Raw genomic sequence first — 21,235 nt, 5'->3', positions numbered from 1 at the left:
ATGCGCACAGACATGCATCCCCGCGGATTCACCTTTCCGGTTCCCGTATGGGTACTGCTCCTGGCCACCGGCCTGTCGGGCTGCGCCACCGTCGGCCCCGACTATCATCCGCCGCGGATCGCGGTGCCGACACACTGGAGCGAGGCGCCGGGCGCCGTCGCAGCCGCCGACCAGGCGCGTTTGCAGACCTGGTGGCGCACATTTAACGATCCCATGCTCGATCGGCTGGTGGACAGGACGCTGGCCAACAACCAGGATCTGGGTATTGCCCAGGCACGATTGCAGCAAGCGCGCGCCGAGCGTATATCGCTCGCCGCCGGCCTGGGGCCAACCGTGTCGGCCGGCGGCTCTGGCGAAGCCTTGCGCTCCAGCAAGAGGCTGGACGATGGGACGCTGGGCGGCCAATCCCGGACCTGGCGCGCCGGCTTCGATGCCAGTTGGGAACTGGACCTGTTCGGCGGCACCCGTCGCGCGGTGGAGTCCGCCGATGCGAACATCGATGCATTAGCCCATGACCAACACGCGTTGCAGGTGAGTTTACTCTCGGAGCTGGCGGCCGACTATGCCGGGCTGCGCAGCGCGCAGGCGCGCCTGGTCATCGCCCACGACAACATCCGCACCCTGCATGAGGGCGAGCACCTGGCCGAGCGGGCAATGCGGCAGGGCCTGGGAACCGCCACGGACGTTATGCAGGCACGCGCCGAGCGCGAGTCCGCCGAGGCGCAACCGCCTCTGCTGGAGGCAGACATCGCCCGCCTGAGCCATGCCATCGGCGTACTGGCCGGAGGCTTCCCCGGCGAATGGCGGGCCACGCTGGCCAAGCCTGCGCCCAGCCTGCCCATGGTACCGGCTTTGCCGCTGGCGTTACCCTCAGACGTTATCCGCCGGCGCCCCGACCTGCTGGCGGATGAACGCCGCCTGGCCGCTGCCACGGCGCAGATTGGCGTCGCCGAAGCAGCGCGTTTCCCGCATTTCAGCATTCCTTTGAGCATCGGTACCTCCGCCAGCCTGTTGCACGACCTGTTTTCCGGCGCCAGCCTGGCGTGGTCGGCCGGGGAGCAGGCAAGCCAGACGCTCTATGACGGTGGCCGCGCGCGGGCCGGCGTCACGGCGGCACAGGCCGGAATGCAGGCGGCGGGGCTGGCCTATGAGCGCGATGTGCGCCTTGCCCTGCGTGATGTGGAAGATGCCCTGACCGGGTTAAATAGCGAACGACTGCGCCAGGCGTCGCTGGCCGCGGCGGTTGGCGACAGCCAACGGGCGCTGGAGGGGGCGACCCGGCTTTATCGCCAAGGCTTGAGTGGCTATCTGCCGGTGCTTACCGCCCAGCGCGCGGCCAATCAAGCCCGCGACGCCCTGGCATTGAGCCAGGGGGACGAAGTGCGCAGCGCTATCGCGCTTTACAAGGCCCTGGGCGCAGGGTGGCAGCGTCAAGCCATGGCCCTGGACAGCCCCGGCGCCGGCCAGCCCAACGCCGCTGCCGATGAATGAATGCACGGCTTTCAGGGTGTGACGCCAACCCGATAAGAAGACGACCGGGCGAGCCAGCAGAACGGCCCTGACCTTATTCCAGACAAGAAACGGCACGCCCCTGTTAATACCCGGTATGAAATCGCGTTAATCGCCATGACTCATTCATCGCCCACGCGGGAACAAGGGAAATTACCGATGACTTATGATGACATTATTTCAGATTTACTTAACTGGCTAGAGTCCCATATCGATCAGCAGTTATCCCTTGATGCCATTGCGGCGAAAGCAGGCTATTCTAAATGGCACCTGCAACGCATATTCCTGAAAATAACCGGCAGTAAGCTGGGTACCTATGTACGGGAGCGAAGGTTATCCAAAGCCGCATTGGCACTCTACCACAGCAGCCGATCCATTTTAGATATCGCGCTGGAATATGGCTTTGATTCGCAACAAAGCTTCAGCCGCGCATTTAAAAAACAATTTTTTATTACGCCCGATCAGTACCGCAAGATGGCGGATTGGGATACTGTCGGCCTCAGACCCCCGATACAGTTACACCCTTTTCATGTACCGCAACCAGCGTTAGTTATGCTGCCCCGCTTGGCATTAGTCCGTCTGCCCGCCAGCGTGTATCGCCCAGTAGATAATGATGGTTATCAGGGCAATACCTTAGCAAGCGATCTGCGAGGATGCGCACGGGACATCAATGCGGATGGAACGTCGATGCTGTATGGATTACATCATCTTTATCTGGCAAGAAAGCATAAACAACAAACTTACTATAGCATTGCCGCCGGTCAAATTGACGAAACAGAACGTCAGGGAATATTTATAGAAACGGGAATCTATGCGCGTTTTACCTATAATGGCCCATCGGATATGTTACCTTCATTTATTATGAAGATTTATGAAAACCACTTACCCGCGCTGGGATTCATCCGCCGGCAAGGTTACGATATAACACGTTTCCATGCCCTCGAAAGGACCGTTGCCGCCGCTTCGTTACTGCAATGTGATTATTTTATTCCCTGGAAGGAAAAATGATACCCTTGGGGATATGCAATACTGTTGATGCCATTGAGGTTATCTGGCGTGAAGCGGGTCCGTTCGCGGGCCTTCTATACCGCCCCGCGTGCACGCGGATTCCCGGCGACCGCAGCGATGTCATGCTCTCGAAAGCGTCAGCGTGCTGCTTTGGCGGTCTGCAGATCGGACTGGCCATGCTCTTGACGGACGGTCAGGGCCGGAGCTCAGCCTTACAGATGTTAAAAGCCCCAACTCGGAGAGTCGGGGCTTTTAAGGTACAACGCACTTAAGATTTAACATTCATCAACTTTATAACGACTTACTGCTATGGGTACTGCGTTTATAGATGTACATGTGTATCACAGAATATATGAGCCACCTATATTGTACGATGTCCTCCCATCTGTTGCCTGAAAGGTAATTGTTCACTTAGCCCTATGCGTATCACTTTAGCTAAGCCTGTACAGTACATCCCCCTCGCGATATAGACTTTGTGTTACGTGGCTTTACTTCTGTCGCGATATACCTACTTTGATACCGTTTTACACCCATCGCGAACAATATAATAACTATAAAGCCTTAACTCATCGCGTTTTCATGACGATATTAACATGCGATGGCAGAGATTGACTACCTGGCCTTAAAGCATCGCCGTTCGAGTTTATTGAAGCCACTCTCACCGGCATAATGTTACTCTGTACTTCGTGGCCTTTATCGCATTATTTACTTACTCTTTACTTACTTTACTACTTAACTCTTACAACTGATACTGCTTAATTTAATCCACTACATACTACGCCGGCTCGATATAATCTTTACTGCTCAATGCACCGGCGTTGGATATAAATCTAATACATCTCACGGTAATGTCAATACTGTTTTTACAACCATGATTTTATTATCTGCAAATCAAACAAACCCGCGTCGGCTCCGCTTATCCAGCTCCTTTTTCTGCTACTGTGCGGCAGGGATTGAGCGTTAGCCTATTGTGTTCAGCACCAAGTAGGGATCGGCCGCGCCCTGATTTAGCCCTGGCGGCCGCGATAAAACCGTGCTGCCGGCGTTTATTGAAATTTACCGCCAGGGTGGTAACCTTTTGCCTGGGAGCTCATGCCGGCGAGAGTGAATGATGAATATCGATAATGCTAACGATTATGCTCGTTTATCCCGCGATGAACGAACGGACGCCCGCGAGGATCAAAGCAGCGTATCCGCTGGCCCGGACGATGCCTTTGCCACCATGGCGACGGATGCCGTTACCTCGGAAAAAATCAACCGGCTTATCGATCGCATCGCGCTGCCCTGTCGCGATCTTAGCCTTGGCCAGCGGCTGGAAAGGCTATCCGAACAGTTTTTAGCCACGCCCTATCAAGCCAATACCCTGGTGGGCTCATTAACCGAAAAAGAGCGGCTGGTGGCCGACTTTCGCGGCGTAGACTGCTTTACCCTGCTGGACTATGTCTGCGCGTTGGCCACATCCCGCAGTGAGCATGACTTTTTCCAGCGCCTGGCGGCAATACGCTATCAGGCGGGCAACATTGATTTTCTGGCCAGAAACCATTTTTTCAGCGACTGGTGCGCCAGGGAACCGGCCAATGCCGTGGATATTACCGCGACACTTAGCCCGCAGGCGATCGGCGTCACCAAATACCTCAACCGCAAGGGCGTTGATGAGGTGTATATTCCGGGGTTGGCTATCGTGGAGCGCAGGATCAGCTATATTCCCACGGAAAAAATCGACGCTGCCGTGCTGGCTGGGCTTTATTCCGGCGATCTGATCGGCATCTATGCACCCTCGCCGGGGCTGGACGTCTCGCACGTGGGCTTTTTGATCAAAAACGCCGACGGGGTTTATTTGCGTAACGCGTCATCGCTTAGCCACAATATGAAGGTGGTGGATTCCCCGTTGGCGGCCTATTTGCAAAACAAGCCGGGCATCGTCGTACTGCGCCTTTGCTGATATCCGACGAGGCCACTGCCGTCTTTATTTGCCTGGCGGGTTTAAGCCCGTTATGGTGCTAATCTGATAAAATCCACTCTCTGTATGCGGTATGTTGCCTAAGCAAGACATTGCCCATCGATTGAGTCGGAAACGACGCCCTGGCCGGAGAGGCTATGGCCAGTCATGGTTTATACCGCCGGGATATTCTGTATTCAGACGGCGTTGCGCGCAGAAAATTGCGGACCATCAATGACAGAATCCCGCAGAATAAGATCTGAGGTAAATTGGTTTTGCTCGGACAAATATCCGCCATCAAGCATCGAAATAATCTGATTAATCACTTCGTTGACCATATCGCTGACGGGATCTTTCACGCTGGACAGCGCCGGAATCAGAAACGGCGCGATCGGGATATTATCAAAACCGATCACCGAGACATCGGCAGGCACAGCTATACCGGCGTCGTTGAGTTTTTTCATGGCACCAATCGCCATTTCGTCGTTACTGGCAAGAATGGCGCTGAACGGCTGATTCCCGGCGAGAAGAGTATCAACCGCGGCCGCGCCGCTGGCCGATGACCATTTACCCTTTACGATCAGCGCTTCCTGCACCGGTAAAGCACAGGCGGTCAATGCCTCTTTATAACCGGAAAAGCGTTCAATGGCCGTGGGGGAATCCATAGAACCGGTAATAAATGCAATGTCATGGTGACCACGTTCAATGAGCGCTTTGGTGGCGTTAAAACTCGATCCTTTATGATCACAATAAATACAGTGGCTCAGATGCTTCCTCAATTTTCGATTCACCACCATTACCGGTATTTTATATTTATCGATGATAGCGTCCATTTTGTCGATGGATAAAAAACGCGGATAAATAATGATGCCATCGCAACCTAAATCATGTAGAAATTCAATGGCCTCCAGCTCCTCGGCGACGCTGTTTTTCCCATCCACCAGAATCAGCTTGCGTCCATTCGCATCCAGTTTTTTGGCCGCCTGAGAAATGAGCTCACTAAAGTAATTACCGTTATACAACGTATTGGTGACCACCAGCCCGATACACTTGGATGTGCTGGTCGCCAGATTACGCGCCAGTAAGTTCGGACGATATCCCGTGTCTTCGATGGCCTTGAACACCTGATCCTTCGTTTCCTGGCTGACATAGCCTTTCCCCGAAAGAACGCGTGAAACCGTGGCTTTTGAGACGCCGGCTCTGGACGCCACTTCCTGCATTGTCGACATCAGGCATACCTAAACGGAAAATGATACGCCATTCTACACATTTTGTGAGTTTTCCGGAGATTTCGACCGGCAATGTCTCCCCATAGGGATCGGCATCACAAAATTGAAGCAGAGTTAAAATTAACTATTGAATTCTAAAATAGATAAACTCACTATTGTGTGAAACCGGTTACTTATCGTTTCAGCAAGAAAGTAAAAAGATGACGATAACGCAGGCTCATAGGCAACAAAAAACTTATAATTACATGAAAAATAGAGACTTATTGTTGATGCCTGCCTATTTTACAGCACTATCGCCGTCCATTGCCGACGCCATGGACATACCCATCGCCCGCGCCGTTTTGCAACGTGCTGTAAATATTGATTAAAGAAATTGAAAAAAGAGGATTGTTAGATGAGTGCATCATTATTTCCCGACGGTTTCTTATGGGGCGGCGCGATTGCCGCCAACCAGGCCGAAGGCGGGTGTTTTGAAGGTGGAAAGGGTCTGGCGACAATCGATATGATCCCGCACGGCGAACATCGTTTGGCGGTTAAACTCGGTCAGGAAAAGCGTTTCACGCTGCAAGACGATGAGTTCTACCCGAACCATCAGGCAATTGATTTTTATCATCGTTATAAAGAAGACATCGCGCTGATGGCGGAAATGGGTTTCACCGTGTTCAGAACCTCCATCGCCTGGAGCCGTCTTTATCCGAACGGTGACGAACTGACGCCGAATGCCGAAGGTATCGCGTTCTATCGCGACGTATTTGCCGAATGTAAAAAAAACGGCATCGAACCTTTGGTGACGCTGAGCCACTTCGACGTGCCGATGAATCTGGTGATTGAATACGGTTCTTGGCGCAACCGCAAAATGGTCGATTTTTTCACCCGCTATGCACGAACCTGTTTTGAAGCCTTTGACGGTCTGGTGAAATACTGGCTGACTTTCAACGAGATCAATATCCTGCTGCACAGCCCATTCTCCGGTGCCGGTTTGGTATTCGAAGCGGGTGAAAATCAGGAGCAGGTAAAATATCAGGCGGTACATCACGAACTGATCGCCAGCGCGCTGGCGACAAAAATTGCCCACGAAGTCAACCCGGAGAATCAGGTCGGCTGCATGCTGGCGGGCGGTAATTTCTACCCGAGAACCTGCAAACCGGCAGATGTCTGGGCGGCGCTGCAAAAAGACCGCGAAAATCTGTTCTTTATCGACGTGCAAGCGCGCGGTGCTTATCCGTCCTACACCAAACGCATTTTTGCCGAGAAGGGCATTACCCTCGACAAAGCGCCGGGGGATGACGAGATCCTGAAAAATACCGTCGATTTCGTCTCCTTTAGTTATTACGCTTCACGCTGCGCCTCGGCGGACATGAGCGAGAATAACAGCAGTGCGGTCAATGTCGTCAACTCGCTGAGAAATCCGCATCTTGAAGTCAGCGAATGGGGCTGGGGCATCGACCCGTTGGGCCTGCGTATCACGATGAATATGATGTATGACCGCTACCAGAAACCGTTATTCCTGGTGGAAAACGGCCTCGGCGCAAAAGACGAAATTAACGCACAGGGTGAAATCGTTGACGATTACCGCATCAACTACCTGCGTGAGCACATCAAAGCGATGGGCGAAGCCATCGCCGACGGAATCCCGGTGATCGGCTACACCTCGTGGGGCTGCATCGATCTGGTTTCCGCCTCCACCGGTGAAATGAGCAAACGCTACGGTTTCGTCTATGTCGATCGCGACGACCATGGCAACGGTACCCTGGCAAGAAAGAGAAAAAAATCATTTTACTGGTATAAAAAGGTTATTGCGAGCAAGGGGGCAGATTTGGATTGACCGCCAATATAAACCTTAAACCCACATCAGGTCTGGGTAAGTAACATTATATTCATTCGAAGCGGTGAATGTTGACTTTAGCCCGCCCTCATGAATAGCAAAATAATAGGTTGCACAACTATCATAGCGACCAAGAAATACGTGGGCGGCTGCCTGATGGGTTATTACAGCCCCATGAAGCCACACCGCGATATCATGGGTATGCACCGGTATCAGCTGTAAATATGGCTGATTTACTGTCCGGATATTGTGGCCCACAAGCCGACCAGGTTCAGTAATCTGTATAGAACCGGGTACCTACTTAAGAGGACTTTATTTATGTCTAAAAATTATGCGGCATCAGCACAATCGATAGTCGATGCCCTCGGCGGGGCAAATAACATTACCGCCGTCACCCACTGTATGACGCGCTTACGTTTTGTTATTAATGATGATTCAGCGCTGGATACAGAAAAGCTGAAATCCATCAGCGGCGTGCTGGGGGTAGTAAGAAACAACAACCAGTGCCAGGTGATCATCGGCAATACGGTTTCGCAGGCTTATGCCGAAGTCATTAAGCTGCTGCCAGAAAATGCCGGGGCGCAACGCCCCCTGCCGGGGAAAAATAAAATTACCCTAAGACGCATCGGTGCGGGCATTCTGGATGCATTGATCGGCACCATGTCACCGCTGATTCCGGCCATTATCGGCGGTTCTATGGTGAAATTACTCGCTATGGTTTTCACTATGACCGGGGCACTTTCCAGCACCTCGGCGACACTCATTATTCTTAATGCGATTGGCGACGGCGCCTTCTTTTTCCTGCCGGTGATGGTTGCGGCATCCGCAGCGGTAAAATTTAAAACGAATATGTCGCTGGCGATTGCGATTGCCGGTGTATTGGTCCATCCCGGCTTTATTGATCTCATGGCAAAAGCCGCACAAGGCCAGCACGTCGAATTTATGGGAATTTCCGTCACGGCGGTAAAATATTCCTACACGGTGGTCCCGGCGCTGGTGATGACCTGGCTGCTTTCCTATATTGAACGCTGGGTTGATAAAATCACCCCGGCGGTGACCAAAAACTTCCTCAAACCGATGTTGATCGTATTGATCGCAGCCCCGATCGCCATCGTATTGATTGGCCCGTTAGGGATCTGGATCGGTACCGCCATTTCCGCCTTGGTCTACACCATTCATAGCTATCTTGGCTGGTTGTCCGTGGCGATTATGGGCGGGATTTGGCCACTGCTGGTCATGACCGGTATGCATCGGGTGTTCACGCCGACCATTATCCAGACTATTGCTACAACCGGGACCGAAGGCATGGTTATGCCGTCGGAAATCGGCGCAAACCTGTCGCTCGGCGGCTCATCTTTGGCGGTGGCATGGCGAACTAAAAACTCCGAGCTACGTCAGACAGCCCTTGCCGCAGCGGCTTCCGCGATTGTGGCCGGAATTTCGGAACCGGCACTGTATGGCGTGGCAATACGTCTGAAACGCCCGCTTATCGCGTCGATAATCAGTGGTTTTGTGTGCGGCGGCGTGGCGGGCGCGGCAGGATTGGCGAGCCATTCCATGGCGGCGCCGGGGCTTTTCACCAGCGTTCAGTTCTTTGATCCCGCCCATCCGATGTCTATCGTCTGGGTTTTCGGGGTGATGGCGCTCGCCGTGGTGCTCTCTTTTATATTGACGCTGTTGCTGGGCTTTGAGGATGTACCGGTTTCCGGCAACGAAAGCCAAAAAATTCAGCCTGCACCCGCTGTATTGGCGCATGAGATGAAAACAGAATGATGTACTGAAACGCTGTACCATCACGGCCATACTATAGCAATTATAAGATAACGATCTTTACAGGAATATATCCTGGCCGTCGACACGTTCATTGCCATGCCATTTTTATATTAATGACATTATTACGCTGTTATTAAAAAGTAACGTTACCCTTACTATATTACACACACTTAACTTTGATAAAGGTCGTTTATAATGAAACCTTACCTACTGACACTTTTGATTCCTGCATTATTAGTTTCAACCACCTCCGGGGCGGCGGAAATTTATAATAAAGAAGGCAATAAATTAGATTTATATGGTTTTTTTAATGGCATGCATTATTTATCAGATGATAAAAGTGCTGACGGCGATAAAACGTATATGCGTTTTGGCTTTAAAGGTTTGACTCAAATCTCTGATCAGCTGGCTGGATTCGGCCGCTGGGAATATCAAATTCAGGGTAACCAAACCGAGAGCCAAAACACCGCATTTACGCGTTATGCCTATGCCGGTTTAAAATTTGCCGGGTCTAACTCTTTCGATTATGGCCGTAACACCGGTGTTTTATATGATGCCGCATCCTATACCGATATGCAGCCGGAATTCGATGCTTCCACCTATGGCTCTGACCAGTTTTTGTTCAAACGTGGCAACGGTATCGCCACTTACCGCAACACCGATTTCTTCGGTTTGGTTGAAGGCCTGAAAGTGGCGTTGCAGTATCAAGGTAAAAACGATAGTGGGGCCAGCGAGCCGGGTACCCGTAACGTATTGTCGCAAAATGGCGATGGTTACGGCTCCTCTTTGAGTTACGATTTTAAGTCCGGTATCAGCGTCGCCGGTGCCTTTTTTAGCTCGAATCTTACCGATGAGCAAAATTCCGCGCCAGGCATCATGGGCGGGGGCGGAAAAGCTGAGGGCTATACCGGGGCGATTAAATATAATGCCGACAGCCTTTATCTGGCGGCCATGTATACGCAAGCCTACAATGCGGCGAAATTCGGATCGCCGAGTGGTACCGCCTACGGTTTAGCCAATAAATCACAGGCCGTGGAACTCTATGCGGGCTACACCCTGCTTTCAGGTCTGATTCCCTTCGTCGCTTATAACCAAACACGCGGCAGCAATTTAGGCACTGACCGTAAGGGCAACAACTACGATGCCCAGGACCTGGTCAAATTTGTTGATTTTGGTTTCACCTACAACTTCAACAAAAATATGGTGACCTATGTTGACTATAAGGTTAACTTGCTGGATGACAACACCTTCACCGAAAATGCCGGTATCGTCACGGATAATGTATTAGCCGTAAGCATGAAGTACCAGTTCTGAGGGTATAGATAATCAGTCGATTTTCCGTTTCGTTAAACCGACACGCCTATGCCTCATTTTGTGTTATTGCCTGTTTTTGATGTCCTAATCCGCATAGCAAAAACAGGCATCCCTAACCGTAACGGTTACTCCCCCCAACCTGATTTACCGATGATAAAATCGCATCAGAGACATCGCTTACTCTTGACGGCGCCTGCGCGCCCAGGATTCCCGCGACGGGATTCCGACCGCGCCGGATCCAGGTTATAATAGTGACCACCAAGCTGGATGCCGCTGCCCACGGTATTCCCGAACCCCATGGGCATCCCCCGACAGGGAGTAAGATGCTACTACATTCGGTTTATGATGCGTTTCGCTGTATGAACCTGCTGGCCACCCTGAGCGAGCCCACGGGTATTCGTGAGATTGGCCGCCAGTTATCGCTGGATTCGGCAAAAGTGACCCGCATTATGCAAACGCTCCTGGCACTGGAGATGGTGCATCGCAATGAAAAGCGCAAGTACTCGCTCGGCCTTGGCGTACACCGTTTTTCCGCCCATGCCATTCATAATTCCGCCTTTTACAAAGCCGTGCTTGAGATACTCGAGGAAGTGGGCAATAAGCCGGTTTCCATTGTCATCGGCGTGCTAAGCGGCAGGGATGTCGTCTATTTGATTCATACCCGGCAGGGGAAAAGCGTGGCCCGGGCGATAGGGAATTATGATTCGGTCCCGGTGACCGAGTCGATTATCGGCATTAAACTGCTGGCCGCGCGCAGCGATGAGGAAATCGTCAGCCTGATTGGCATCCATGACTTTCATTTGATAAAAGAAGATATCGACGGCGCCCGGCGCCATCAGGTACTGGTGAAGCGCTATCCGCCGCAGGAGTACCGTATGGCCTGCACCATTCCGGGCATGCAGGCGGCGATAGCGCTGTCAAACCTGAGCGGCGAACGGCTGGAACTGGAAACCCTGAAAAAGTTTCTGGTGTCGGCGGCGCAGAAAATCAGCGGCGGATAAGCGCCGCCGGGCCGGCATTACAGGGCGGGGCCGGCCGGACTTCGCCCCATCAGCGCCACGGCGCGCCGGCGGGTAAGGGACGGCGGTTGTCCAGGCCGGTACAGCGCCGAACCGATGCCCACGCTATCGTAATACCGCAGATAGTCCGCCATATTGTCCGCATCAATGCCGCCCACCGCGCAAAAGGGAGTGGCATGGCAAAACGGCCCCTTGATAAGCTGGGGCCAATTTGCCGGCAGCGCCGCCGCCGGAAAGATTTTCAGCGCGCTGGCGCCAAGCGCGCTGGCGGCGAAAATCTCGGTACTGGTGTACACGCCGATACAGGTTTCCAGCCCCTGGGCCTGACAGGCACGGACGACGTTTTCGTCAAGGTTGGGCGTGAGGACATAATCAGCGCCGGCCTGCGCGCAGGTCGCCACCTGCGCGGTGGTGATGATGGTGCCCGCGCCGAGATTCACCTGTCGCCCGAAGTGGCGTTTGATAGCCTGGATACTTTGCGCCCAGTCCGGCGAATTGGCGGGAATTTCCACATCGCTGATACCGCTGTCCACCAGGCCGGTGACCTGCGCAATAACGTCGGCCGGGGTTATGCCCCGCAGGATGGCGATGACATTGCCATTAAACAGCATCGTCGAATACCTCATTCAATCCGGTGATAATCGCCTCTTCCGCCGCGAGAGTGGTACAGGGAAGATGAAGTAAATGACATGCCCGCTGATAGCGTTCAAGCAGGATGGCGGAGCCGATGAAGCACACGCTTTCGTGCCGCGCATGGCCGGTCAAGACTTCATGGCCCACCAGCAGGCCGGATAGCCAGGCCGCGGCAAAGGCGGCCTCGAATTCGCCAAGGATATAACGCCCCCGGCAGCGGAACAGTTCGCTGAGCAGGGTGCTGTCGCCCCGGTCAATGGCCTCGGCGGTTTCCACCCCCTGCCGGAAAATGTCCTCGGAAAAATCCTGCTCGCCAAGCCCCTTGCCGACCACCGAATGATTCAGCACCAGGTGGTACAGTTCGCCGGTCATCAGCGTGCGCAGGCCGACGATTTTTTGCTGCCGGCGATCAACGGTTATCCATTTGCTGTGGGTGCCCACGGCGGCGAATATCCGCGCGTCGCTGATGCTTAAGGCTCCTGCCAGCTGTATCTCCTCGCCGCGGCAGATTTCGTGCTCCTCGCGGCTGCAGATGCCCGGGCGCACGGTGACGGGATTGGGCAATACGTTTTCCAGCGGCAATCCGCGGGCGGTCAAATCATGAAAGCTGACCGGAAGCGCCAGGTAACCGGCATCCACTATGCCGATATTGCTGCCGATCATGCCGCACAGGATAACCGGCACGTGTTCGTCGTACTCATCGCCCAGCCGCAATAGCTCCTCGCGCAACACTGCGCCCAGCTGCTCGCGCCGGCAGCGGGCGACGCCTTTTTCAGACTGCACGGCGCGCACCACCCTGCCCTGTTTGACGCGCATGGCGCGAAAATTACTGGTCCCCCAGTCGACGGCAATGTAGTTCATTGCGCCCGTGCCAAAATCGCCAGCGGCAGATGGTCGGTTATCTCCTGCAGCTCCAGACGCGTCGTCTCGTCGAGCCCCTTTGCCGGATCGCGCACCGCGGCGGTGGCGAACAGTCCTGAGCGGTGCAATATCTCTTTATGCACCGCCACACCCAATCCTGGCTGCACGCCATAGCGCAGGAAGGGCAAATAACGGTAAAACAGCGCCCGCGCCGCCTCCTTGTCATGTTGTTCCCAGGCCTGCAAAATCGCATTTATCACCTCGGGAAATTCACAGGCGGGCATGGTGCCGACAATGCCCCGCGCGAGTTCCTCGTATAAGAAACCGGCGTTGAGCCCGCCGAAAAGCCCGACCCTGTCACCCAGCGCGGCCTTAAGCTGGCTGATTTTCAGCGTGGTGGGCGGCTGTTCTACCTTGATGTAGCGAATCTGCGGGAAATCCTCACACAGCCTTATCAGCGTGGGAACCGGAAAGCTGACGCCGGTCATTTGCGGCGCGTCCTGAATCATGATCTCGATATCGCTCTGTCGGCAGATGTCGCGGTAGAACCGGTAGATCTCGTCCGGGCCGGGTTTTACCACCGACGGCGGATTGATCATCGCCACCTCCGCGCCCCAGCGCTCAACGCGTTTAATCTCCTCTATCGCCACCGGCGCCGCCGCGCCGCCGGTGGCAACCACCAACGGCAGGTCTCCGGTCAGGGCCTTTACGCTCTTAAAAATCGCGTCTTTTTCCTGCCCCGTCAGCGCATAGCCTTCCGAGGCATTGCCAAACAGCGCCAAACCGTCGATACCCTGCTCAAGCAAAAAGCGCACAAGTTTAACAATGGCGGGGAGATCGACCTCCCCCTGGTTATCAAAAGCGGTTGCCAGTATCGGAACATTACCTTTTAACATGCGTCACTCCAGTGATTTTCACGTACTTTGTCTTCATTGATGTCAATACCCAGGCCAGGCCCCGCGGGCAGCGCATAGTGGCCGTCCCGGCAAACCAGGGGCTGGCGCAGCAGGCTGTTGGCCAGGTCAAACACCGGCGGCTGGAACTCAAGCATAAAAAAGTTGGGCAGCGCGGCGGCCACGTGGATGGAGGCGGCGATACAAGGACCCAGGCCGACGCTCAGATGCGGCGCCACCAGCAGGTTCCAGGTTTCGGCAAGGGCGGCGATATGCATCAGCTCGGTAATGCCGGTACGCCCCACATCCGGTTGCAGAATGTCGACGGCGCGCTGCTCGATATAAGGACGGAACTGATAGCGGGTACGCTCTGTTTCGCCAAGGGCCACCGGCACCGCGCTTTTCCGGCGTAATTCCCGATGACCCGCGACATCCTCGGGCAGCAGCGGCGCTTCAAGAAAACCGACGTCACAGGCTTTAAGGCCTTCCGCCAGCCTTACCGCCTCGTGAACGCTGTAGTTCCAGTGCGCGTCGATAAAGAGGGTTGCCTGCGGCCCGAGCGCTTGCCGGATGGCGCGGACATTTTCCAGGTCCTCGTCGACGCCATAGCCCAGCGCCAGCTTGACGGCATTGAAATTTTTCTCCTGCCATTGCCGGGCCAGCTCGCAGCGGGCTTCGACGGTCGGGCGCGGCAGACCGGAAACATAGCAGGGAACCTGCGCGCGAAAGCTCCCCCCAAGCAGCTGGTGGAGCGGCAGCCCCAGAATATGCCCTTTGAGATCCCACAGCGCGATATCCACCGCCGCCAGCGCATCAATATGGTAGCCGGCGGTATGGCCGCGATCGCGCATTGAGTTGTACATCTGCGCGTTGAGGACATTGCTGCTAAACGGACTGGCTCCCAGCAGCAGCGGTTTAAACAGGTGCGTAATCAACTGCGCGACCACCTGCGGCACCACCGGGGCCAGCGCTTCGCCCCACCCCACATGGCCATCATCACAGGTTATTTTCACCAGGCAGGTTTCCATTTTGCGTGAATAGACGCAGCGGTATTCAGGGCGATAGTAGTAATCCCCGCCGCCATCCGGATCTCCGCCAAGATAAATCTGCTGCGGTTTGATTTTTAACGGGAAACACTGTACGTCGACGATCTTCATATCCACTCCGGTTTTGCGGGTTAATCCAGTTTTTTGCCTGCGGTCTCTTTGGCGAGGCACACGGCGACAAAAGAGATAAGCGCGGTCAGCATGACGTAAAAAGCGGGCGACAACGGATTGCCGGTGGCGGAGATAAGCCCCGCCGAGACCAGCGGCGTTACGCCGCCAAAGACCGCCACCGTCATGTTGTAGGCGATGGCGATGCCGCCGTAACGCAGCGCGGTGGGGAAAAGCTCCGCCATTGCCGCGCCGCAGCCACCGTTAAATAAGGCGACCAGCATGCCGAGCAGGCTCATGGCGACGATGGAGACGGCCACCGAACCTTGCTCCATGACCATCATCGCCGGGTAGGTCAGCAGAATAAAACCGCCGCAGCCGATAAGCATCAGCGGCCGGCGTCCCCACCGATCGGAGAGATACCCCGCCAGCGGCATGACGATGGCGACGCTGAACAGACCGAGCATGGTGATCAGATAGGAATCGGTATGGGAATAATGCAAATAGGTGGAGAGATAGCTGGGCATAAAAGATTGCAATACCCAACTGCTCACCGCCTTCACCACGACAAAACCGACGCAAAACAGCAAGGCGCGGGTGGAGGTGGTAAGCGTGGTACGCAGCGGGGAGTGTTCCAGTTTTCCCGATTTTTGCAGCATATGGAATTCGGCGGAGTCTTCCATATTGCGGCGCATATAGAGACCGCCAAGCCCCAGCGGCGCGGCCAGGAGGAAAGGAATGCGCCAGCCCCAGTCGTTCATCGCCGGCTCCCCCAACTGGTGGGTCAGGAACAGCACCAGCCCGGAACCGCAGACAAACGCCATAAAACTGAAATTTTCACTCCAGCAGGTCAGGCTGGCCCGGCGATGAGGCTGCGCGCTTTCCGCCAGATAGGTGATAACGCCGGAACTCTCGCCGCCCGCGGCGAATCCCTGCACCAGGCGGGTCAAGACCAGCAGCACCGGCGCGAGTATGCCGACGTGCGCATAGGTGGGAAGAATGCCCATCACGAAGGTGGAACAGGACGTGATGACAATCACCGTCACCAAGACTTTCCGCCGCCCCAGCCGGTCGCCCATCGAGCCGAAGAAAAAGCCGCCCAGCGGACGCATTAAAAAACCGGAACCGAACACCGCGAAGGATTTCAGCAGCGCCACCGTCGGGTCATTGCTGGCAAAGAAGTTGCTGCCGATGATGGCCGCGAGCGTGCCGTAAAGGCCAAAGTCGAACCACTCGATAAAGTGGCCGACGCCCGCCGACATCATGATTTTAAACGTCCGTTGTCTTTTTGTTTTTGATGTCTCGGCCGGATAGTCCTCTGTCCGGTGAGTGATGGAATTGCTCATTTTATCTCCTGAACGAAACGTCATATGCCTGGCGGTACATCGGGACACCGGCAGGCCTGGGCAGCTGTTTTATCCGCATAACCCGCAGTGTAGGCGGCGGCGGGCGACAAGCCACTACGCGTGGGCGTTGCGTGAGAGCAGTCATAAAACCCATGCGGAAATTGCTTCATATGGTGAAGCATTTGCCAAAACAGCCCTGGATTGCGTTAGTACTCATCTCGATTGAATAAGGGGGGTGTTATCAGAACCGATACCAGAGGCGGACCCAGTTTTCATCCGGCTGGTTATCCGTGGTATTGCTGAAGGTGCGTTCATAATCAATTTGGAAGCCATGGGGCAGTTCCGCGGCAATCCCCAGGTAGGTGTGGTTCGTCTGGTAATGCTCCCAGCGCATCCCATCGCCGGCGATATAAGGCTTGACGGCGGTAATGGCCCGGGCGGCCACCGGCCACCGATACGACGCCATATATTCCCACCCCCGCGCCTGCCCTTCAAAATAGGCCGTCGGCACCCTGGCGGTACGCCGCGGAATAAAATCATGGTAATACCCGGCCGTTGCCGCCAAAGTCCAGTTATCCGGTTTCCATTGCGCCGCGATACCGGTTATCTGTTGATTATAACCCGCTGTATCCGCGCCATCCCCCCTCGGGGCGCGGCTGATGATATAAGCCCGGGTATAACTGTAGGCGGCGCTGAGCGTCAAATCCTTGGCGATATGGTAATCCATGCCGCCGGCGCCGCCGGTTTGGCGCTGGTAACGGACATTGTCGCTTCTGATATAATAATCATTCACCGGCGCGTCCCAACTGGCGCTCAGGGTTACCGGTCCCGCGTCCTGGACATATTTGAGCAAATATTTACCGCGGTAGGAACCATCATAATTGCCGTTGACGCCATTGTTCGACCCTTGACCGTGCATATCATTATCCCATACGTCGGTTTTGGCGCCGATAACACTGTATAAGACACTGTTCTGCTGTCCGAAGGTCAAGGTTCCATAGGTCTTGCTGGCGATACCAACATAATGTTTACGGGTGAAGGTGGTATCTTTATTATGATCAAAATGGCTGCCGGCCCCGAGCTCATTAAAGATATCGATACCGACTTCGTAATACCATAATAGATTAATATCATCATTGAGATAATAATTTAAAGAAGTATGAACAAAGCTGCCGCTGTCATATCCCCGCTGCATATAGGTGTGATCATCGGCCGAGCCCATTTTATTACGATATTGCGGCCGGATAAGGCCGCCGAATTGCCATTCCACCCCGTTAAGCATAGGCAGATTATTATTTCGGTTAAGCAGCATGATATCCGCCCTGGCCAAATCAGGCAGGGCAAGCAGACTCAACAATACTGCGCTGAAGAACACAGTCGGTTTTTGTAGGGCCATTATTTTATTATTCCTCTGGAAATTGCGGCATTATTCCCGGCAAAAGCTCGGGTATCCGGCAGTGTATGCCGGCGCGGACGGGAAGCTATCGCCCATGCGCGTTGCGTGAGAGGAGTCATAAATTCATTGGCGATATTGCTTCATATAGTGAAGCAATTAACAGGCGTAGAGGAGAAAGGGATGCGCGCCGAAGATTCCCGCCCTTAGAGTGCGGGCGGGAATGTGCGGCGGGGGACTAAAACGTTTCCCAGTTATTGTTGGCCTTGCCGGGCCTGGCCGCCGCTTGTGCTGGGGTAAGAGTGGCCCGGCTAGCAACCCGGTTGATCTTATCGCCGCCATTGCGCGCGTCCGCAGCCTGCGGCAGATGAAATACCGCGACCGTTTCCGTCAGCATCCGGGCCTGTTCTTCCAGCGAGGCCGCCGCCGCGGCCGATTCCTGGACCAGCGCCGCGTTTTGCTGAGTTACGCCGTCCATTTCCGCCACCGCATTGCCCACCTGGCTGATGCCGCGGCTTTGTTCTTCCGACGCCGAAGAAATTTCGCCCATCAAGTCGGTTACCCGGGTCACCGCCTGCACAATGTTATGCATGGTTTCACCCGCGCGGGACGCTTGCCTGGAGCCGGTATCCACCCGCTCAACCGACTCCGCGATCAACCCTTCTATTTCCTTGGCTGCCTGGGCGCTGCGCTGGGCCAGGCTGCGCACCTCCCCCGCCACCACGGCAAAACCACGGCCCTGCTCGCCGGCCCTGGCCGCTTCCACCGCCGCATTCAACGCCAGGATATTGGTTTGGAAAGCAATGCCGTTAATCACCCCGGTGATATCGGCGATCTTTTTCGAGCTGGTGGTGATGCTTATCATGGTTGACACCACGTCATCGACTATTGCGCCGCCCTGTCTGGCGGTATCCGCGGCATCTTGCACCATCTTATTGGCCTGCATGACATTTTCGGTATTTTGCTTCACCGTGGCGCTTAACTGCTCCATGCTGGCCGCCGTTTCTTCCAGCGCCGACGCCTGCTGTTCGGTGCGCGATGAGAGATCGGTGTTGCCCAGGCTGATTTCACCCGCGCCCTGGTAAATGGAGGCCGACCCATCGCGGATAGCGGTGACGGTACGAATCAGGTTGCGCTGCATTTCCTGTAGATCAGGAATCAGCGAGCCAACGTCGTTACGGCCAACATCGACGATGGCATCATCCAAGTGTCCTTCTGATAGCGTATGCAACTGCGCCTTAATACGGCCCAGGGGTTTAATCATATAATTGACGAGATAACGATCGGTGAGGAGCAGTATGACTACGCCGGCGATAATGGCCGCAATGAGTATGGTCTTACACCTGTCAACCATCACTACCATTTGCCGCGCGCTTTGGTCCGACATGGCCGCGGACTTGTATGTTTCCGCCGCCTGCCCAAAGGCGAGGCTGAGCGGGGGATACTGCATCCTGAAAACCTGACGAAATTGTTCAATATCCTTGTTCTGCACCGCGCGGTATAACGGCTCCAGTCCCTGGGAAACCATACGCGACCACGTCGCGATCATGTTTTCGGTCACCGCGGCGTCTATGGAGGGATGAGGGCGCAATTTGAATTCAGCCAGCGCATCCGCTGAGTTTTTCATCGCCACCGCGGCGGAGGCCAATACCTTATCGGCATCGGCCGTTTCTCCCGTCTGGCTATAATCCATAGTACGCGCCAACCGGGTAACGGTGCGGAAATATTGGTCGTTACCACGGGTAATGATATCAATATCTTTTTTCTGATCTTCACTGACAGTCAAAAGATGAGTGACCTGGCCCAATGACGATAGGGTAAATGCCGCAACACCGCCCCAGAGAAGCAAAAAAAATCCAAGCGTGATGATTAATATCACTCTGATACTGCTGTTTTTAAAAAAATTCATAAAACTGCTCCTATTCATCATTTCTATGCTGACATCCGGGCATAGACGTTATAAGCCAATCAGTTGTAAATAAAATATTACCCACGCCTTATCAATTGGCTGATCTGAGCTTTTATAGGTATCGGTTTATGTGGGCGAAACTTTATAGCAAGGGGGGGGAAATCAGCTCAAAAACAGAGAGTTAGAATGTGAATGATTCGTATGAATGCCTACGCCGGTCATTAAAAGCCAAGCCGCTTAAGCGTACATTTAGCCCGCCTATTCTCATGATATTAATAAATAACAGCTTTAAGCCACTCAAGGCATCATCATCGCCCATTCCCCCTCAGTATTATCTCATAGGGAAAATATATCGACCGGCGGCCGCCGCGGTATTTACGCCTGTGTTTAATTGCAAAATTCCCAACTATTCTGTTTCTGTTAATGACTTATGCCAGGATAAAGTCTTTTTTTCTGCTATGCCTAGATACTCGATAAGAGTAATCAGAAGCCGTTTACGCAGCGGTTTTGCATGTAAACCAGAGACCCAGGAGGATACAGTGGTCGATTCAAGCAAGAAAGTCGCGGTTGTGACCGGGGCCGGACAGGGTATTGGCAGAGCCATTGCGCTGCGCCTGGCGAAAGATGGCTTTGCTATCGGCAGTCTGGACTTTAACGCCGAGACGGCGAAACAGACGGTGGCATTGATCGAGGCCGCCGGCGGCAAAGCCCTGGCCGTGGCGGTGGACGTGGCGAAGCGCGAGGATGTCATATCCGCTGTCGACCAGGTGGTGGCGACGTTCGGCCGGCTTGATGTCATGATTAATAATGCAGGTTTAGGCCCGACAACGCCGCTTGAGGATATTACGCCGGAAATCTACCATAAGGTTTTTGACGTGAATGTGGGTGGCGTCTATTGGGGTATCCAAGCCGCCCTTAAACATTTCAAAACCAGGGCACCCGCCAATCCCGGCGACATCGTCGGCAAGATAATCAATGCCTCATCCCAGGCGGGACAGGTCGGCAACCCTGATCTGGCGGTCTATGGCGCCACCAAGTTCGCCGTGCGCGGCATTACTCAAACGGCGGCGCGCGACCTGGCTAAACTGGGCGTTACCGTCAATGCCTATTGCCCGGGTATTGTGCGTACGCCGATGATGGAAAACATCGCTAAAAAAGTCGCCGATGAAAATAAACAGTCCCTGGAGTGGGGTCTGCAACAGTGGGCGAAAACGGTTGCGCTGGGCCGGATATCCGAGCCGGAAGACGTGGCGGCCTGCGTATCCTATCTGGCGGGACCCGACTCAGACTATATGACTGGACAAGCGCTGATTATTGATGGCGGCATGGTCTTCAACTGATAGTCTATGGATAAAAAAACCGAGGCGCGCCCGCACGTTAACAGGCGGGCGCGCCGAAGCCGGCGGTGCGCGGAGCGTACCCATCCGGAC

17 protein-coding genes are annotated in these 21,235 nt (G+C 54.5%); 9 read left to right on the top strand and 8 right to left on the bottom strand.

Going from position 1 to position 21,235, the window contains the following annotated elements; all coding sequences use genetic code 11:
- The 3 genes from ACL2XG_RS20130 to ACL2XG_RS20120 all read left to right on the top strand — a co-directional run bounded on the left by ACL2XG_RS20130 (position 1) and on the right by ACL2XG_RS20120 (position 4,459).
- Entirely contained in the window at positions 1–1,491 is a 1,491-nt protein-coding gene (locus ACL2XG_RS20130) for an efflux transporter outer membrane subunit (RefSeq protein WP_413721442.1), read from the top strand.
- Positions 1,492–1,668: 177 nt separating this feature from the next.
- Positions 1,669–2,517 (top strand): helix-turn-helix domain-containing protein, encoded by an 849-nt coding sequence (locus tag ACL2XG_RS20125; RefSeq protein WP_413721443.1) that lies wholly within the window; start codon positions 1,669–1,671, stop codon positions 2,515–2,517.
- A gap of 1,108 nt (positions 2,518–3,625) precedes the next feature.
- Positions 3,626–4,459 carry an N-acetylmuramoyl-L-alanine amidase-like domain-containing protein gene (locus ACL2XG_RS20120; protein ID WP_413721444.1) on the top strand — a complete coding sequence of 278 codons (834 nt, stop codon included), beginning with the start codon at positions 3,626–3,628 and terminating at the stop codon, positions 4,457–4,459.
- A 194-nt stretch (positions 4,460–4,653) separates the two neighbouring features.
- Here the strand turns inward: ACL2XG_RS20120 and ACL2XG_RS20115 are convergent, their stop codons facing one another.
- Positions 4,654–5,685: a LacI family DNA-binding transcriptional regulator gene (locus tag ACL2XG_RS20115; RefSeq protein ID WP_413721445.1), complete on the bottom strand. Its 1,032-nt coding sequence runs from the start codon at positions 5,683–5,685 to the stop codon at positions 4,654–4,656.
- Positions 5,686–5,885: 200 nt separating this feature from the next.
- Here ACL2XG_RS20115 and ACL2XG_RS20110 point away from each other — a divergent pair, with 200 nt between their 5' ends.
- The 5 genes from ACL2XG_RS20110 (at position 5,886) to ACL2XG_RS20090 (ending at position 11,598) form a co-directional block, all read left to right on the top strand.
- The gene (locus tag ACL2XG_RS20110; RefSeq protein WP_413721446.1) at positions 5,886–6,053 is read left to right on the top strand and encodes a hypothetical protein; all 168 of its coding nucleotides are present in this window, start codon (positions 5,886–5,888) and stop codon (positions 6,051–6,053) included.
- A gap of 26 nt (positions 6,054–6,079) precedes the next feature.
- Positions 6,080–7,510: a 6-phospho-beta-glucosidase gene (locus ACL2XG_RS20105; RefSeq protein WP_413721447.1), complete on the top strand. Its 1,431-nt coding sequence runs from the start codon at positions 6,080–6,082 to the stop codon at positions 7,508–7,510.
- 318 nt (positions 7,511–7,828) lie between these two features.
- Positions 7,829–9,283: a PTS cellobiose/arbutin/salicin transporter subunit IIBC gene (ascF, locus tag ACL2XG_RS20100; RefSeq protein WP_413721448.1), complete on the top strand. Its 1,455-nt coding sequence runs from the start codon at positions 7,829–7,831 to the stop codon at positions 9,281–9,283.
- A 195-nt stretch (positions 9,284–9,478) separates the two neighbouring features.
- A complete protein-coding gene (gene ompC, locus ACL2XG_RS20095; protein WP_410013527.1) occupies positions 9,479–10,597 on the top strand; it encodes a porin OmpC in 1,119 nt (372 codons plus the stop codon).
- Positions 10,598–10,920: 323 nt separating this feature from the next.
- Positions 10,921–11,598 (top strand): helix-turn-helix domain-containing protein, encoded by a 678-nt coding sequence (locus ACL2XG_RS20090; protein ID WP_410013526.1) that lies wholly within the window; start codon positions 10,921–10,923, stop codon positions 11,596–11,598.
- 17 nt (positions 11,599–11,615) lie between these two features.
- Here the strand turns inward: ACL2XG_RS20090 and ACL2XG_RS20085 are convergent, their stop codons facing one another.
- The 7 genes from ACL2XG_RS20085 to ACL2XG_RS20055 all read right to left on the bottom strand — a co-directional run bounded on the left by ACL2XG_RS20085 (position 11,616) and on the right by ACL2XG_RS20055 (position 19,805).
- Positions 11,616–12,227 (bottom strand): 2-dehydro-3-deoxyphosphogluconate aldolase, encoded by a 612-nt coding sequence (locus tag ACL2XG_RS20085; protein ID WP_413721449.1) that lies wholly within the window; start codon positions 12,225–12,227, stop codon positions 11,616–11,618.
- Positions 12,217–13,110 (bottom strand): 2-dehydro-3-deoxygalactonokinase, encoded by an 894-nt coding sequence (locus ACL2XG_RS20080; protein WP_410013524.1) that lies wholly within the window; start codon positions 13,108–13,110, stop codon positions 12,217–12,219. Before ACL2XG_RS20080 ends, ACL2XG_RS20085 begins: the two co-directional genes overlap by 11 nt.
- Positions 13,107–14,006: a dihydrodipicolinate synthase family protein gene (locus tag ACL2XG_RS20075; protein WP_410013523.1), complete on the bottom strand. Its 900-nt coding sequence runs from the start codon at positions 14,004–14,006 to the stop codon at positions 13,107–13,109. Before ACL2XG_RS20075 ends, ACL2XG_RS20080 begins: the two co-directional genes overlap by 4 nt.
- A complete protein-coding gene (locus ACL2XG_RS20070) occupies positions 14,000–15,160 on the bottom strand; it encodes a mandelate racemase/muconate lactonizing enzyme family protein (RefSeq protein WP_410013522.1) in 1,161 nt (386 codons plus the stop codon). The genes ACL2XG_RS20075 and ACL2XG_RS20070 overlap by 7 nt, the downstream gene beginning before the upstream one ends.
- 20 nt (positions 15,161–15,180) lie before the next feature.
- Positions 15,181–16,503 carry an MFS transporter gene (locus ACL2XG_RS20065; RefSeq protein ID WP_410013521.1) on the bottom strand — a complete coding sequence of 441 codons (1,323 nt, stop codon included), beginning with the start codon at positions 16,501–16,503 and terminating at the stop codon, positions 15,181–15,183.
- A 241-nt stretch (positions 16,504–16,744) separates the two neighbouring features.
- The gene (locus ACL2XG_RS20060) at positions 16,745–17,899 is read right to left on the bottom strand and encodes a porin (RefSeq protein ID WP_413721450.1); all 1,155 of its coding nucleotides are present in this window, start codon (positions 17,897–17,899) and stop codon (positions 16,745–16,747) included.
- 235 nt (positions 17,900–18,134) lie between these two features.
- Positions 18,135–19,805 carry a methyl-accepting chemotaxis protein gene (locus ACL2XG_RS20055; protein WP_413721451.1) on the bottom strand — a complete coding sequence of 557 codons (1,671 nt, stop codon included), beginning with the start codon at positions 19,803–19,805 and terminating at the stop codon, positions 18,135–18,137.
- 539 nt (positions 19,806–20,344) lie between these two features.
- Here ACL2XG_RS20055 and ACL2XG_RS20050 point away from each other — a divergent pair.
- The gene (locus ACL2XG_RS20050) at positions 20,345–21,145 is read left to right on the top strand and encodes a (S)-acetoin forming diacetyl reductase (RefSeq protein WP_413721452.1); all 801 of its coding nucleotides are present in this window, start codon (positions 20,345–20,347) and stop codon (positions 21,143–21,145) included.
- Positions 21,146–21,235: the final 90 nt, after the last annotated feature.

The organism is Sodalis sp. RH24, assembly GCF_047324145.1.
Classification (GTDB): Bacteria; Pseudomonadota; Gammaproteobacteria; order Enterobacterales; family Enterobacteriaceae; genus Acerihabitans.
Note: the sequence above shows the minus strand (reverse complement) of the source record. Positions and strands in the feature narration are given on the sequence as shown.

Excerpts from the sequence above, each read along its gene's own strand:
- ACL2XG_RS20065 (WP_410013521.1), bottom strand. The coding sequence starts at position 16,503 with ATGAGCAATTCCATCACTCACCGGACAGAGGACTATCCGGCCGAGACA.
- ACL2XG_RS20120 (WP_413721444.1), top strand. The coding sequence starts at position 3,626 with ATGATGAATATCGATAATGCTAACGATTATGCTCGTTTATCCCGCGAT.
- ACL2XG_RS20055 (WP_413721451.1), bottom strand. The coding sequence starts at position 19,805 with ATGAATTTTTTTAAAAACAGCAGTATCAGAGTGATATTAATCATCACG.
- ACL2XG_RS20130 (WP_413721442.1), top strand. The coding sequence starts at position 1 with ATGCGCACAGACATGCATCCCCGCGGATTCACCTTTCCGGTTCCCGTA.
- ACL2XG_RS20115 (WP_413721445.1), bottom strand. The coding sequence starts at position 5,685 with ATGTCGACAATGCAGGAAGTGGCGTCCAGAGCCGGCGTCTCAAAAGCC.
- ACL2XG_RS20090 (WP_410013526.1), top strand. The coding sequence starts at position 10,921 with ATGCTACTACATTCGGTTTATGATGCGTTTCGCTGTATGAACCTGCTG.
- ACL2XG_RS20080 (WP_410013524.1), bottom strand. The coding sequence starts at position 13,110 with ATGAACTACATTGCCGTCGACTGGGGGACCAGTAATTTTCGCGCCATG.
- ascF (WP_413721448.1), top strand. The coding sequence starts at position 7,829 with ATGTCTAAAAATTATGCGGCATCAGCACAATCGATAGTCGATGCCCTC.
- ACL2XG_RS20125 (WP_413721443.1), top strand. The coding sequence starts at position 1,669 with ATGACTTATGATGACATTATTTCAGATTTACTTAACTGGCTAGAGTCC.
- ACL2XG_RS20070 (WP_410013522.1), bottom strand. The coding sequence starts at position 15,160 with ATGAAGATCGTCGACGTACAGTGTTTCCCGTTAAAAATCAAACCGCAG.
- ACL2XG_RS20075 (WP_410013523.1), bottom strand. The coding sequence starts at position 14,006 with ATGTTAAAAGGTAATGTTCCGATACTGGCAACCGCTTTTGATAACCAG.
- ACL2XG_RS20105 (WP_413721447.1), top strand. The coding sequence starts at position 6,080 with ATGAGTGCATCATTATTTCCCGACGGTTTCTTATGGGGCGGCGCGATT.
- ACL2XG_RS20085 (WP_413721449.1), bottom strand. The coding sequence starts at position 12,227 with ATGCTGTTTAATGGCAATGTCATCGCCATCCTGCGGGGCATAACCCCG.
- ACL2XG_RS20110 (WP_413721446.1), top strand. The coding sequence starts at position 5,886 with ATGACGATAACGCAGGCTCATAGGCAACAAAAAACTTATAATTACATG.
- ACL2XG_RS20060 (WP_413721450.1), bottom strand. The coding sequence starts at position 17,899 with ATGGCCCTACAAAAACCGACTGTGTTCTTCAGCGCAGTATTGTTGAGT.
- ompC (WP_410013527.1), top strand. The coding sequence starts at position 9,479 with ATGAAACCTTACCTACTGACACTTTTGATTCCTGCATTATTAGTTTCA.